The 13292-nt window shown below is 70.5% G+C and carries 15 protein-coding genes; 3 read left to right on the top strand and 12 right to left on the bottom strand.

The features are described from left to right. Positions 1-181: 181 nt before the first annotated feature. The 6 genes from cbiE to IE325_RS33395 all read right to left on the bottom strand — a co-directional run bounded on the left by cbiE (position 182) and on the right by IE325_RS33395 (position 5871). A complete protein-coding gene (gene cbiE / locus IE325_RS33420; RefSeq protein ID WP_190073867.1) occupies positions 182-1393 on the bottom strand; it encodes a precorrin-6y C5,15-methyltransferase (decarboxylating) subunit CbiE in 1212 nt (403 codons plus the stop codon). Between the two features lie 76 nt (positions 1394-1469). Then, positions 1470-2102 (bottom strand): GNAT family N-acetyltransferase, encoded by a 633-nt coding sequence (locus IE325_RS33415; RefSeq protein WP_190073866.1) that lies wholly within the window; start codon positions 2100-2102, stop codon positions 1470-1472. Between the two features lie 137 nt (positions 2103-2239). After that, positions 2240-3073 carry a MetQ/NlpA family ABC transporter substrate-binding protein gene (locus tag IE325_RS33410; protein WP_190073865.1) on the bottom strand — a complete coding sequence of 278 codons (834 nt, stop codon included), beginning with the start codon at positions 3071-3073 and terminating at the stop codon, positions 2240-2242. A 65-nt stretch (positions 3074-3138) separates the two neighbouring features. Further along, a complete protein-coding gene (locus IE325_RS33405) occupies positions 3139-3864 on the bottom strand; it encodes a methionine ABC transporter permease (RefSeq protein WP_107909323.1) in 726 nt (241 codons plus the stop codon). Further along, positions 3861-4898, bottom strand: coding sequence for a methionine ABC transporter ATP-binding protein (locus IE325_RS33400; protein WP_190073864.1), 1038 nt, complete (start codon positions 4896-4898; stop codon positions 3861-3863). Before IE325_RS33400 ends, IE325_RS33405 begins: the two co-directional genes overlap by 4 nt. A 325-nt stretch (positions 4899-5223) precedes the next feature. Next, positions 5224-5871 (bottom strand): HAD family hydrolase, encoded by a 648-nt coding sequence (locus IE325_RS33395; RefSeq protein ID WP_190073863.1) that lies wholly within the window; start codon positions 5869-5871, stop codon positions 5224-5226. A gap of 69 nt (positions 5872-5940) precedes the next feature. On the opposite strand from IE325_RS33395, the gene IE325_RS33390 reads away from it, so the two are divergent. After that, the gene (locus IE325_RS33390; protein WP_190073862.1) at positions 5941-6300 is read left to right on the top strand and encodes a hypothetical protein; all 360 of its coding nucleotides are present in this window, start codon (positions 5941-5943) and stop codon (positions 6298-6300) included. Further along, positions 6281-6718 (top strand): hypothetical protein, encoded by a 438-nt coding sequence (locus IE325_RS33385; RefSeq protein ID WP_190073861.1) that lies wholly within the window; start codon positions 6281-6283, stop codon positions 6716-6718. The genes IE325_RS33390 and IE325_RS33385 overlap by 20 nt, the downstream gene beginning before the upstream one ends. Here the strand turns inward: IE325_RS33385 and IE325_RS33380 are convergent. The 3 genes from IE325_RS33380 to IE325_RS33370 all read right to left on the bottom strand — a co-directional run bounded on the left by IE325_RS33380 (position 6708) and on the right by IE325_RS33370 (position 8998). Next, positions 6708-7205 (bottom strand): GNAT family N-acetyltransferase, encoded by a 498-nt coding sequence (locus IE325_RS33380; RefSeq protein WP_190074032.1) that lies wholly within the window; start codon positions 7203-7205, stop codon positions 6708-6710. The genes IE325_RS33385 and IE325_RS33380 overlap by 11 nt on opposite strands. 45 nt (positions 7206-7250) lie before the next feature. Further along, a complete protein-coding gene (locus tag IE325_RS33375) occupies positions 7251-7757 on the bottom strand; it encodes a sigma-70 family RNA polymerase sigma factor (protein ID WP_190073860.1) in 507 nt (168 codons plus the stop codon). A gap of 74 nt (positions 7758-7831) precedes the next feature. Further along, positions 7832-8998, bottom strand: a complete 1167-nt coding sequence (locus IE325_RS33370) for a glycerophosphodiester phosphodiesterase (protein ID WP_190073859.1) — start codon at positions 8996-8998, stop codon at positions 7832-7834. A 317-nt stretch (positions 8999-9315) separates the two neighbouring features. Between IE325_RS33370 and IE325_RS33365 the strand changes: the two genes are divergently transcribed. Further along, complete coding sequence (locus tag IE325_RS33365; protein WP_019757317.1) at positions 9316-9990, top strand: lysophospholipid acyltransferase family protein; 675 nt, start codon at positions 9316-9318, stop codon at positions 9988-9990. Between the two features lie 11 nt (positions 9991-10001). Here the strand turns inward: IE325_RS33365 and IE325_RS33360 are convergent, their stop codons facing one another. From IE325_RS33360 to IE325_RS46315, 3 genes are read right to left on the bottom strand one after another with little or no spacing between them, the layout of a single operon-like run. Next, positions 10002-11222: a sensor histidine kinase gene (locus IE325_RS33360; protein WP_190073858.1), complete on the bottom strand. Its 1221-nt coding sequence runs from the start codon at positions 11220-11222 to the stop codon at positions 10002-10004. Then, positions 11219-11887, bottom strand: coding sequence for a response regulator transcription factor (locus IE325_RS33355; RefSeq protein WP_190073857.1), 669 nt, complete (start codon positions 11885-11887; stop codon positions 11219-11221). Before IE325_RS33355 ends, IE325_RS33360 begins: the two co-directional genes overlap by 4 nt. 13 nt (positions 11888-11900) lie before the next feature. After that, positions 11901-13286 (bottom strand): S1C family serine protease, encoded by a 1386-nt coding sequence (locus IE325_RS46315; RefSeq protein WP_229912188.1) that lies wholly within the window; start codon positions 13284-13286, stop codon positions 11901-11903. Positions 13287-13292 lie beyond the last annotated feature (6 nt).

The following is a 13292-nucleotide window of genomic DNA, read 5'->3' as shown; positions in this document are numbered from 1 at the left end:
AGGCCGCTGTGGACTGCGCCACGTTGCGCGTCCTCCGGTTTCGCCGTACCACACGCACCCCAAACAGGACGTGTTTTTCCGGACATTGACCGACGAAAAGCCGGGTGACCGAGTGCGGTACAACAGTCGGCCAGCCTACCGCGAGCGGTACGACAAGCGGATCACCGGGACGGGTCGACGGTCACGCCGTGCGATCGGGCAGTACCGCGCTGAGCAGGAACGCGACGCTCCGCTCGCGCTCCGTCCAGGCGCGCGTGTCGAGTTCGACGGACTGAAGGAGGGCGCATTCGACGTCGTATCCGTGCGAGGTGAGGTCGCGGCCGATGAGTTCGGCGGCGTCGCGGGTCGCGGCGTGGGTGACGATGCGCTGCGGGCGGCGGTCGGCGACGGCGGAGACGACGGCCGCTCCCCCGCCGCCGACGCGGACGACGTCCGGTTCGGGGAGGTTCTCCAGGATGTGCGGGGCGGCTCCGTGGACGATCTGGAGCTGGATGCCGAAGGCGCGTGCGTTGGCCTCGGTGCGGGCGCAGGCCTGTGGGTCGCGGTCGACGGCGATGACGGCGGCGCCGGCCCGGGCGGCCTCGGTGGCGAAGGCTCCGCTGGCGCAGCCGATGTCCCAGACGAGGTCGCCGACGCGCGGGCCGAGCCGGGCGAGTTGGGCGGCGCGCAGGGGTTCCAGTTCGCTCTCGCCCATGAGGCCGCCGTAGGCCTCGGCGGGCAGCGTCCAGCCGCGCGGGCCGGCACTGGGGTCGCGGCCGGCGAGCCAGCCCCCGGACTCCGTGGCGCCGGCCGGGCCGCCGATGACGATGACGACGTTCGGGTCGCGCCAGCTGTGGTCGGCGGCCTTGTCGGAGGTGAGGATCGTGACCTGTTCCCGCTCCGTGCCCAGTTCTTCGCAGATGACGAAGGTGCGGTGGACGCCCTCCATCAGCAGGCCGAGTTCCGCGGGTCCTGCTCCTGGCGAGGTGAGGACGGCGACCTTGGTGTGGGCGCGGCACACGTTCACCGCGCGTCGCAGGGTGCGGCGGTGGGCGACGACCACCTGTGCGTCGTCCCAGGGCATGCCGGCGCGGGCGAAGGCGGCGGCGACCGAGGAGACGGCGGGGACGACCTCGACCTCCAGGCCGAAGTCGGGTGCGCGCAGGGTGCGTACGACGCCGAAGAAACCGGGGTCGCCGTCGGCCAGCACGACCGCCGTACCGCGATGGCCGGCGATGCGGCGGGCGGCGAGGGCGACGCTGCCCAGGCGGATGCGCTCGGCGGTGGGCGGCACCTCGGCCAGCGACAGGTGGTGGGCGGCGCCGGCCACGAGCGTGGCGGCACCGAGAGCGGAGCGTGCCGCGGCGGTCAGCGGCGAGCCGTCCCAGCCGATCACCGTGACGCGGTCGGCCATCGTCGTCAGTCTCCCGGGTTGTGCAGGTCGCTTGCGTGGGCTGTCCGTGAGGCGGGCTCCGTGAGGGTACCCGGTGTCAGTTCCAGTCGCCGAACGAGGTGAAACCGTCGGCCGACTGGTCGCCGACGCCCTCCAGGTCCTCGGGCAGCAGGCTCCAGACGATGAGGTCGGTGCGGACGTCGGTCCACTCGCCGCTGTCGGTCCGGGTCCGGGCTATGCAGGCGCCTCTGAGCACGCCCTCGCTGACACAGCCGATCTTCTGCGCCACCTGCTGGGAGGCGGTGTTGTCGGCGGCGGTGCGCAGTTCCAGCCGTTCGAACTTCTGGTCGTGGAACAGCCACGTCGCGGTGGCCAGGGCCGCCTCGGAGGCGTACCCCTCGCCGCGGGCCCAGGGGGCGACGACGTAGGAGATCTCGCTGGAGCGGACCTGCCAGTTGGTGTTCTGCAGGTGCACGATGCCGACGAGGCGCTGGGTGAGGAACTCGTCGACGGCGAAGACGATGCCGCGGCCCTCGGTGCGTTCGGCGGGCGCGAGCCGGGTGATCCAGTCGCGGGCGTGGGCCTCGGTGTAGGGCTGCGGCACGGTGGTCCAGGCGGTGACGAGTTCGTCGTTCATCATCTCCGCGAAGGCCTCGATGTCCAGGTCCTCGAAGGGACGCAGCACCAACCGCTCCGTGCTGATGGAGATGTTGGGGAAGGTGCTAGTCATGCGCCGCTCCGTAACCTTTGAAAATCCGTCAGGGCCTGCTGAACTGCCCAGCATGCAGCATGAAAGCACTGAACTGCACCACGGGGTCCACACCGGGTGAAGGTGTGGACCCCGTGCGTGGCGATACGCCGTATACGTCAGAAAGCGGCGACGACGGCCCCGTCGTACTTGTCCACGATGAACTTCTTCACCTCGGGCGAGGTCAGCAGCTTGGCAAGCTTCTCGACGCGCGGGTCGTCCTCGTTGCCCTTCTTCACGGCGAGGAAGTTGCCGTACGGGTTGTCCTTGGGCGACTCGGCGACCAGGGCGTCCTTGGCCGGGCTGAGGTCGGCCTCCAGCGCGTAGTTGCCGTTGATGACGGCGGCGTCGACGTCGCCGAGGGATCGCGGCAGCTGGGCCGCCTCCAGCTCCTTGAAGTTGAGGTCCTTCGGGTTGGAGGCGATGTCCTTCGGGGTCGCCTCGTAGCCGACGCCCGCCTTGAGCTCGATCACACCGTTGGCTTCGAGCAGCTTCAGCGCGCGGGCCTCGTTGGTGGTGTCGTTCGGCAGGGCGACGGTGGCGCCCTTCTTCAGGTCCGTCAGCTTCTTGACGCCCTGGGAGTACACGCCGAGCGGCTCCAGGTGCACCGTGGCGTTCGGCACGGCGACGATGTCGGTGCCGTTCTTCTTGTTGAAGTCGTCCAGGTACGGCTGGTGCTGGAAGTAGTTGGCGTCGACCTCACCCTGCTGGACGGCCGTGTTGGGCGTCACGTAGTCGGTGAACTCCTTGACCTCGAGTTCGAGGCCGGCCTTCTTCGCGAGGTTGTCCTTGATGTAGGTGAGGATCTCGCCCTGCGGGGTGGGCGTGGCGGCGACCTTCAGCGGGGCGCTCGCGTCGGAGCCGGAGTCCTTGTCCGAGCCGCAGGCGGAGAGCCCGAGGGTGAGGGCTCCGGCGGCGAGGACGGCAGTGGTGATCTTGGCGGTGTTACGCACGAAAAGTGCCTTTCCTGATGGGTGGTGCGACCCCGTGGTGGTGTTACGGGGAGATCTGGGGGTGCTCAGACGGTCTTGCTGGTCGCCGTGGAGGCCTTCAGCAGCCGCAGTTTCGGCGCGGGGCCCGACTGGCCGCCGCGGCGGTGCAGGGAGCGGGCCGCGTAGTCGCCGGCGGACTGGATGAGGGAGATGACGACGGCGAGGATCGCGACGGTGATCCACATCAGCTCGGTCTCGAAGCGCTGGAAGCCATAGCGGATGGCGATGTCACCGAGGCCGCCCGCGCCGACCGTGCCCGCCATTGCGGAGTAGCCGATGAGGGCGACGATCGTCGTCGTGGTGCTGGCGATGACGGACGGCAGGGACTCCGGTACGAGGACCTTGCGCACGACGGTCCAGGTATTGCCGCCCATCGACTGCACGGCCTCAACGAGCCCGCCGTCCACTTCGCGGACAGCCGTCTCGACCAGGCGCGCGAAGAACGGGATGGCGCCGATGGCGAGCGGCACGATGGCGGCCTCGCGGCCGATGGTCGTCCCGGTGACCCAGCGGGTGAAGCTCATCAGCGCGACCATCAGGATGATGAACGGCATCGACCGGGCGACGTTCACGATCTGCCCGATGACCTTGTTGGCCAGCACGTTCTGGAGCAGCCCGCCCCGGTCGGTGAGGACGAGCAGGATGCCGAGCGGCAGGCCGCCGACGACGGCGATGAGGGTGGACCAGCCGACCATGTAGAGGGTGTCCCAACACGCCTGCTCCAGCAGGGGCTGCATTTCGGACCAGGTCACAGCTGGGCACCTTCCTTGAGCAGAACGGGCTCCTGGCCCAGTACGTCGATCTGGAGGCCCTGTTCGCGCAGGAAGCCGATCGGCACGACGTTGTCCTCGTAGCGGCCGGGCAGTTCGATGCGCATCCGGCCGACCTGAAGGCCGCCGACGGTGTCGATGGCGGCGCCGAGGATCGAGATGTCGATGTTGTAGGTGCGCGAGAGCTGGGAGATGACCGGCTGGGTGGCGGCCTCGCCGTGGAAGGTGACGTCGACGACGGTGCGGTCGTCGGCGGAGGTCTCGCCGCTCACCGGGAAGAGCGCGGAGGCCAGTTCGGAGCCGGGGGTCGCGAGCAGCTCGCTGACCGTGCCGGACTCGACGATGCGGCCGTTCTCCATGAGCGCGGCCGAGTCGCAGATCGACTTCACGACGTCCATCTCGTGGGTGATGAGCAGGACGGTCAGGCCCAACTGCCGGTTCAGGTCGCGCAGCAGCTGGAGGATGGAGCGCGTGGTCTCCGGGTCGAGGGCGCTGGTGGCCTCGTCGGAGAGCAGCACCTTGGGGTCGCCGGCGAGGGCGCGGGCGATGCCGACGCGCTGCTTCTGGCCGCCGGAGAGCTGGGCGGGGTACGCCTTGGCCTTGTCGGCGAGGCCGACGAGGTCGAGCAGTTCGAGCGCCTTGCGGGAGCGCTCCTGGCCGGACTTGCCGAGGATCTCCAGCGGCAGCTCGACGTTGTCCTGGACGGTCCGGGAGGACAGCAGGTTGAAGTGCTGGAAGACCATGCCGATACGGCTGCGCGCCTGCCGCAGCTCCTTGCCGGCCCGGGGACCGCGCCCGGCGAGGGCGGTGAGGTCCTGTCCGGCGACGGTGACCGTGCCGGCGGTGGGGCGCTCCAGCAGGTTGACGCAGCGGATGAGCGAGGACTTGCCGGCGCCGGACTGGCCGATGACGCCGTACACCTCGCCTTCGCGGACGTGCAGGTCGACGCCGTCGAGGGCGATGACCTCGCGGCCGCGTGAGCGGTAGACCTTGGTCAGGCCCGATGTGGTGATCACTGGGATTCCGTCACTGTCGAGTACGCGGGCGTGGGTGTGCCCTGGTACGGGAGGGAAGTCATGCGCGGGCAACTCGGTCTCGTACGGCATCAGGCGTACGGACGTGCCACGGCGGCTCGCTTCGGGGCGCGAGGCTCAGGAGTGGTGCGGGGGCCCTCTAGAAGGCGCGCATTCGGCGCATGGGACACATACAACGAGCACCGGGCGTCATGGTCGCCTCGGTCGCAGTGGTGCGGCAGCTCGTCGTGGTCATGCGATCAGTAAATCAGACGTATTGCGTTGACCAAGAACCGCTGTCCGCATTGCGGACAGCGGTGGACAGTCGTCACCGGCGGACGGAGATCTCCACCGCCCCGTCGTTGACCAGCGCGGACAGGGCCGACAAGTCCTTCACGACGAGATCGGCGTCGACCTCGTGGGCCTGGTGGGTTGTGGTCAACGCCACGGTGGTCATGCCGGCGGCGCGACCGGACGCGAGACCGGCGGGGGCGTCCTCGAAGACGACGCAGTCGGCCGGGTCGACGCCCAGTTCCCGGGCGGCGAGGAGGTAGGGCTCGGGGTCGGGCTTGCCGCGGGTGATGTCATCGGCGGTGATCATCGTCTTGGGGAGGATGCCGACGGCGTCCAGCCGGGCCTCGGCGAGACGGCGGGTGGCGGAGGTGACGACGGCCCAGCGGTCGGCGGGCAGCGAGTCGAGGAAGTCCTTGGTGCCGGGCAGCAGGTGCACGCCCCCGTTCGGCACGTCCTCGACCTCCATCGCCTCGATGCGCGCGAGGGCCTCGGGCACGACGTCGGCGGGCAGCAGGTCGGCGACTATCTCGACGGCCGGACGTCCGTGCAGCTCGACCCTGCCGAACTCCTCGGTGATGCCGTACTCCTCGGCCCACCGCGCCCAGCAGCGGTCCACGGAGTCGAGGGAGGAGACGAGGGTGCCGTCGTTGTCGAAAAGGAGGGCCTGTGCACGGATCTTCATGCCCCCGACCCTACGGTGCCGTCCGGGGGCGGCCGCATCAGGTCTTTTGGGCCGTAATAGGCTCGCCGCATGTTTGATGCCCTGACGCTGGTGACCGGGGTCGCCGCGCTGTTGCTCGCCGCGTGGTGCGGCTGGGCGGCCTACCGTGACCAGCCGACGAAGGACTGGCACTTCATCGGGATGGCCGTGGTGACGGTGCTGGCCCTGGTGCAGCTGGTGGTCGGGGTCGTGCAACTGGCGCGGGGCGAGAAGCCGGAGCAGGGCACGACGATCTTCGTCGCCTATCTGCTGGGGTCGTTCGCGTGCATTCCGGCCGCGGGCTTCATGTCGCTGGCCGAACGCTCCAAGTGGGGTTCGGTGACCGTCGCCGCGGGCGGTGTGGTGCTCGCCGTCCTCGAAGTACGGCTCTATGACATCTGGGGAGGCTGAGGTGGCCGTGACCGAGGGCAAGCCGACGCGGCTGATCAGCGGACCCGGGATCCTGCTCGTGTGGCTGTACGGCGTGATGGTCGTCGGGGCCGTGTCCCGCTCGGCGTACCAGATCGCGACGGAGTTCGACCGGGCGCCGCTCGCCTATTCGCTGTCGGCGGTGGCGGGTGTGGTGTACGGCTTCATCACCTACACCTTGGTACGCGGCGGCGAGACGGCCCGCAGGGCGGCGCTGGTGTGCTGCGCCGCCGAGCTCGCGGGCGTACTGATCGTCGGTACCTGGACCCTGGTGGACCCCTCGGCCTTCCCCGACGCGACGGTGTGGTCCGACTACGGCATGGGATATCTGTTCATCCCCGTACTGCTGCCGCTGTCGGCCATCTACTGGCTGCGCCGGGCGCGAACCGTCAAGCCGTAGCTACGAAGGCGCCGGCCATCTTCTCCAGGACGACCATCGGCACGCCGTCCGCACCCTTGGACGTGCCCACCGCCTCATAGCCGACCTTGCGGTAGAGGCGGAGGTTGCCCTCGCTGCGGTGGCCCGCTTCGAGGCGGAACCTCTTGGCTCCACGCTGCTCGGTCAGGGCGGCTTCCGCGGCGCGCAGCAGGCGGGCTCCGATGCCGTGGCCCTGGAGGCGCGGGTGGACGCAGAGCTTGCCGATGGCGGCCGAGCCGTCGTCGGTGACGCTGCCTCGGACGGAGCCGACCACCTCCTCGCCCAGCCGGGCCACGAAGACACAGTCCGCGGCGACCTCCGCGCGAACCGAGTCCAAGGTTTGGACCAGCGGGTCGATGCGGTAATTGCCGTACAGCGCCGCTTCGCTCTGGAAGCACAGGTACTGAAGCCTGAAGATCTGCTCCGCGTCCTGCTCGGTCGCTGCCGAGATGGTCACGCTCATGCCCATGTGCGCACGCCTCCCGCTCACCTGATCACCTGTCGTTCCTCACTCCTATCCCCGCGCACTGCGGGCCGCAACCTCCGGTGTGAGCAATCGGCGCAGACATCCCAGGCATCTGGAACGTTCCGGGCCGAGACTGCCCTGTGAGATACCCAACTCCCCCGCGATTTCCCGGTATGTCAGGTCCTCGGGAGCGAGCAGGGCCTCCATGAGGCGGGGGCAGCGTCCCGGCAGGCGGCGCACCGCGTCACGCAGGGCGCGGCGGCGGGCGGCGGCGAGGGCGAGATGCTCGGGGCCGTCGGCGTTCTCGTCCGCCGGCTCGCTGTCGTACGGCCGCTCGAAGCGGGACGTACGGCGGCTTCGGCGGGCCTCGGAGCGCACGGCCCTGCGCAGCCAGACCGGGGGGTCGGCGGGCGGGCCGTCCGAGTCGAGGCGTTCGAGGAGGCGCAGCCAGACCGCCTGCTCCAGGTCGCCCGGCTCCGCTCCACAGGCGGGTGCCTCGGCGTGGGCCTCGGCGATGAGCAGGGGACGCAGGGCGGCAACCAGGTCGTCCGTCATATGCGGCACGACGCGGCCGCCCGGGCAGGAGGTTGCCCGGGCGGCCGACGGTCACCCCAACCGGGGCGTGGGGCTCAGCCGTTGACGAAGTCCTCGCGGGCCAGGACACCGGTGTCCGGGTTGTCGGTGAAGACACCGTCGATGCCGGTGGCGAAGTACACCTTGTAGGCGCCGAAGACATCGCCGTAGGCGTCCGCGTCGGTGCCCTTGCGGAAGTTCGCCGGCAGGAAGGGGTTCTCGTTGCGCATGGTCCAGGGGTGCAGGACCAGGCCGACCTTGTGCGCGTCGGCGACCAGCGTGGTGGGCGTGGTGAGGTTGCCGTTCGCGTCCTTCGGGATGATCAGGTCCAGGCTGGGGCCGATGCCCTGGGCGTAGGAGGCGATCTCCCTGAGGCCGGCCGGCTTGATCAGGTCGGCGACGGTGCGCGGGTCGCCCGTCTCCACGAAGTCCCAGGGGCGGCTGGTCGGCGGGCCGGAGAGCAGGACCGCCAGCGGGTTGTCGACCAGCTTGTTCAGGCGCTGGATGCTGGTCGGCTCGAAGGACTGGATGATGACGGGCGAGTTCCGCCGGTCCCGGCCGTACTTGTGCAGCACCTTGGCGACCCGCTCCTCCAGGGCGAGGCCCTGCTTGCGGAAGTAGGTGGGGTGCTTGAGCTCGGGGTAGATCCAGACCTGCTTGCCGCGCTTACGGGTCTGCTCGTCCTGCCACCTGAGGACCTCCTCGAAGGTGGGGATCTCCCAGCGGCCGTTGTAGAGGGTGTTGTGCGGGCGGTTGGCCGGGATGCGCTCGGTCGCGCGCAGCGTCTTCAGCTCGGCGAGCGTGAAGTCCTCGGTGAACCAGCCTGTGGTGGCGACACCGTCGAGGGACTTCGTCTTCCTGCGGTCGGCGAACTCGGGGTGGTCCGCGACATCGGTCGTGCCGCCGATCTCCGGCTCATGGCGGCAGACAAGATGGCCGTCCCTGGTGGGCACCAGGTCGCCCGCCTCGACGATGTCGGCGCCCATGTCGAGGGCCAGCTGGTAGGAGCCGAGGGTGTGCTCGGGCCGGTAGCCGCTGGCACCGCGGTGGCCGATGATCGTCGGCTTGGGCAGGTTCTTCATGCCGCCACCTCCATGCCGGGCCTCCGCGGCCTTCGCCGAGCCCGACAGGCCGAGGACCGCGCCGCCCGCGCCGAGCACGGCCGCGCCGAGAAGCATCCGCCGTCCGGTGTCGGCCGTCTGCCCGTTCTCCTGGGTTCCCATGAGCGCCCTTCCTGCCTTCTCCTCATCGATGCTGGCTGATCGTAGGGGCCGGTCCATGACAGCCGGGAGACCTGGGGCGTAACTCGCCGGGGACTGCGGATGTCGTAAAGCCGAGCGTGGGGATCGGGCGCGATGTCCGTCACATCATTGCGGGCGGGTTACGGACGGTCCTCGGCGCGTCACCGCAGGTAAACCCGCGTCAATAGCGAGTAAGACCTCGGTGAAGTCGGCCCACCCGATGTGCGGGACCACCGGAACCGCGAGTATCGTCCTCACCTGCACAGACTTATACGAATCCCTTGACACCGGAGGGCCCGTTGTCCCGCTTCGCGCTCATCAAGGCAGTGCTCGGACCGATCATGCGCCTGATGTTCCGCCCACAGGTGGAGGGCGCGGAGCACATTCCGGGCGACGGTCCGGTCATCCTGGCCGGCAACCACCTCACGTTCATCGACTCGATGATCCTTCCGCTGGTCTGCGACCGTCAGGTCTTCTTCATCGGCAAGGACGAGTACGTCACCGGCAAGGGCCTCAAGGGCCGTCTGATGGCCTGGTTCTTCACCGGCGTCGGCATGATCCCGGTGGACCGGGACGGCGGCCGGGGCGGGGTGGCGGCGCTGATGACGGGGCGCCGGATCCTGGAGGAGGGCAAGGTCTTCGGCATCTACCCCGAGGGCACGCGCTCTCCCGACGGGCGGCTGTACCGGGGCCGTACCGGCATCGCGCGGCTGACGCTGATGACGGGTGCGCCGGTCGTGCCCTTCGCCATGATCGGCACGGACAAGATCCAGCCGGGCGGCGCGGGGATGCCGCGGCCGCGCAAGGTGACGGTGCGGTTCGGTGAGGCGATGGAGTTCTCCCGGTACGAGGGCATGGACCGGGATCGGTACGTCCTGCGGGCGGTGACGGACTCCGTGATGGCGGAGGTCATGCGCCTGTCCGGGCAGGAGTACGTGGACATGTACGCCAGCAAGGCCAAGGAAGCGGCGTAGGCCTGACCGGCTCACACGGCGGGTTGCCCCTTGGGCGGCCCGCCGTTCGTGTGCTCCGCTCCCGGCGCCGGCAGCCACAGCACGAAGGTCGACCCCTCCCCCACCTTCGAGAACAGCCGCACCTGCCCCCCGTGCGACTCCACGATCTGCCTGACGATCGCCAGGCCCAGCCCCGCGTGCCGGTCCCGATGGCCGCCGTTCCCCTTCGCCCGCCAGAAACGGTCGAAGACATGGACCTGGTCGTCGTCGAGGATGCCCGGGCCCTCGTCCCGTACCGCGGCCCACAGCCAGGCGCCTGTGCGACCGGCGGCCACCGTGATGGCCGTACCCGGCGGAGCCAGTCGTACGGCGTTGGAGAGCAGGTTGCCGACGGCCCGGCGCAGGGCGTCGTGGTCGCCGAAGACGGTCAGGCCGGGTGAGAGGCGGCGGCGCAGGGTGAGTCCGCGGTCGGTGGCGAGCGGCGTGAACTCCTCGCAGGCCTCGTCGGCCGCGGCGGCCAGATCGACGTCGGCGTCGGCGAGGGCGGGTGCGTTGCGGCGGGCGGTGGCGAGGAGGTCCTCGACGAGCCGGGTCATCCGGGTGGTCGCACGGTCGACGCTGCGGGCGGCGGTGCGGCGCTCCGCCTCGTCGGACTCCTCGGCGGTCAGTACGGCGTCCAGATTGGCGCGGATGATGGCGAGCGGGCTGCGCAGTTCGTGGGAGGCGTCGTCGATGAGCTGGCGTTGGGCGCGGAAGGCCTCGTCGAGGCGGTCGAGCATGGAGTCGACGGTGTCGGCGAGGTCGCGCAGCTCGTCCTTCGGGCCCTTCAGGTGGATGCGCTGGGAGAGGTCGGTGGCCTGGATCTCGGCGGCGGTGCGGGAGATGGCGCGGACCGGGCGCAGGGCGCGGCCGGAGAGGATCCAGCCGAGGGCGAGGCTGGCGGCGGCGACACCGCCGAGGACGGCGAAGGAGAAGCGGCGCAGATTGGCGAGGGTCTCGTAGTTCACGGCGGCCTCGACCTCGGCGACCTTGACCGCGTCGAACTCGCCCACCTCCTTGCCGTTCACGATCTTGGTGACGGAGAACTGCTTGGTGACGGGGTGCGCCTCGCCGGTGCGCTCGACGGCGAGGTAGGTGCCGCCGAGGACGAGGGCGGTGAGGACGAAGAGGAGGCCGGAGTACAGGACGGTGAGGCGGAAGCGGATGGTGTGGGTGAAGGCGGGGAGCCGGATCCTCGGCGACGGTCGCTTCATGGCGTCTCCTTCAGCCGGTAGCCCTGCCGTATCACCGTCTCGATCAGCGGCTCCTCCTCACCGGTGACCTTCCGGCGCAGCGAGCCGACCGTCACGCGCACCGTGTTGGTGAAGGGGTCGGCGTTCTCGTCCCAGACATGTTCCAGGAGTTCCTCGGCGGGGACGACGCGGCCCGGGCGGGTCATCAGATAGTGCAGTACGGCGAACTCCTTGGGTGTGAGCGGAAGCCGGCGCTCCCCTCGGTGGGCCTCGAAGCGGGCGGTGTCCAGGCGGAGTTCGCCGACCTCGACGACCGCGGTGCCGCCGTCCTCGCGGCGCAGGAGTGCGCGGATGCGGGCGAGGAGTTCGGGCAGGGCGAAGGGTTTGACGAGGTAGTCGTCGGCGCCCTCGTCGAGGCCGCGTACCCGGTCGGCGAGGCGGTCGCGGGCGGTCAGCATCAGGATGCGGGGCCCGCCGGGGGTGGCGCGGATGGCGCGGCAGACCGTGAAGCCGTCGCCGTCGGGGAGGTTCAGGTCCAGCAGGACGAGGTCGTAGTCGTTGACGGCGAGCTTCTCGGTGGCGGTGTCGACGTCCGGGGCGACGTCGACGGCGTAGCCGCCTCTGACCAGGCCGACCTTGAGCGCGACGACCAGGTCCTCCTCGTCCTCGACCACCAGCAGTCGCATGATCTGCCCCCTGTCATCCTCCGTCGATGATGGTGCGGGCGGCGGTCGCCGCGTCGGCCACGGGGATGGCGAAGCCGATGCCGATGGATCCGGCCCTCTGCTGGTCCAACGTCGCGATGGCCGTGTTGATGCCGATGACCCGTCCCTCGTCGTCGACCAGGGGTCCGCCGGAGTTGCCGGGGTTGATCGAGGCGTCGGTCTGGAGGGCGCGGCGCTGGCCGCCGTCGTCGCCGAGACGCACGGAGCGGTCGAGGGCGCTGACGATGCCGGAGGTGACGGTGCCGCTGAGGCCGAGCGGGGAGCCGATCGCGAGGACCGTGTCACCGACGGCGGGCCGGGTATTGGTACCGGTCGCGAGCTCGGCGGCCCGCAGCCCACGCGAGGTCTCCGGTTCCAGTACGGCGACATCGTGCGCGGGGTCATCGCCGACCACCTCCGCGCTGAGCCTGCGGCCGTCCTGCAACTCGACGGACACACGCGAACTCCCCGCCACGACATGGGCGTTGGTAAGAATCCTCCCCCGCTCGTCGAAGACGAACCCGGAACCCTGTCCGTCGTCGGTCCGCACCGAGACCACACTGGGCAGAACCCGCGCGGCCACGGCCTCCAGATCGCCGGAGGCGGCCGGGGCGGCGGGGTTGTCGTCGCCGCCGAGCGCCCCGGCCGCGTATCCGGCGGCTCCGCCCGCCAGGACTGCGGCGAGGATCATGGTGATCAGGGGGCGGGTGGTGGTGCGGGTGGTGCGCGGTGGGCGGGGGCTTGTGGGGCGCGGGTGGGTGGGGGTGGCGGCGGGCGGGGTGGGTGCGGCGTGTTTCTGGGGCGGCGGGGCGAGAGGGCCGGGGCGGCGGCCGGGGAGGAAGGAGGGGCCACGGGGTTGGCCTAGGCCGGGGTGGGAGCCTGCGGTGGAGGGGGTGGGGTGGACTGGGGAGGGGGCTGCGGGGTGGGCAGCGGTAGCAGGGGCGGGGTGGGGCGGCGAGGGGACCGCATCCGGACCGGGATGGTCGTCGTTCGCCAGGGCTGCGGCGTGGTCGGCGGAAGCCGACGCGGGGTGACCCTCGGCAGCAGACACGGTGCGGCTCAGCGAGGGGACCCCGTCCGGGCCACGACGGTTGCCGCCCGAGGGAGCCGCGGAATTGCCAGCGGCAGCCGACGCGGTGCGGGTCGGCGAGGGGACCGCGTCCGGGCCACGACGATCGTCGTCCGAGAGGGCCTCGGAGTTGCCGGCGGCAGCAGCAGCGGGGTGACCCTCGGCAGCGGACGCGGTGCGGGGCGGCGAGGGGGCCGCGTCCGGCCCGGGATGGTCTTCGTCCGGGGGCCTCACGTCCGTCCACTCCGCCCGGCCGTGCGAGTCGGTCGAGGGCGGCGGCGTTCGCGAGCCGGGGTGCTGTGGGTCGGTCACTGTCCT

The sequence above is a fragment of the Streptomyces lanatus genome (assembly GCF_014655715.1).
In the GTDB taxonomy this organism is placed as follows: domain Bacteria; phylum Actinomycetota; class Actinomycetes; order Streptomycetales; family Streptomycetaceae; genus Streptomyces; species Streptomyces lanatus.
This window is presented reverse-complemented; position numbering and strand designations above follow the sequence as displayed.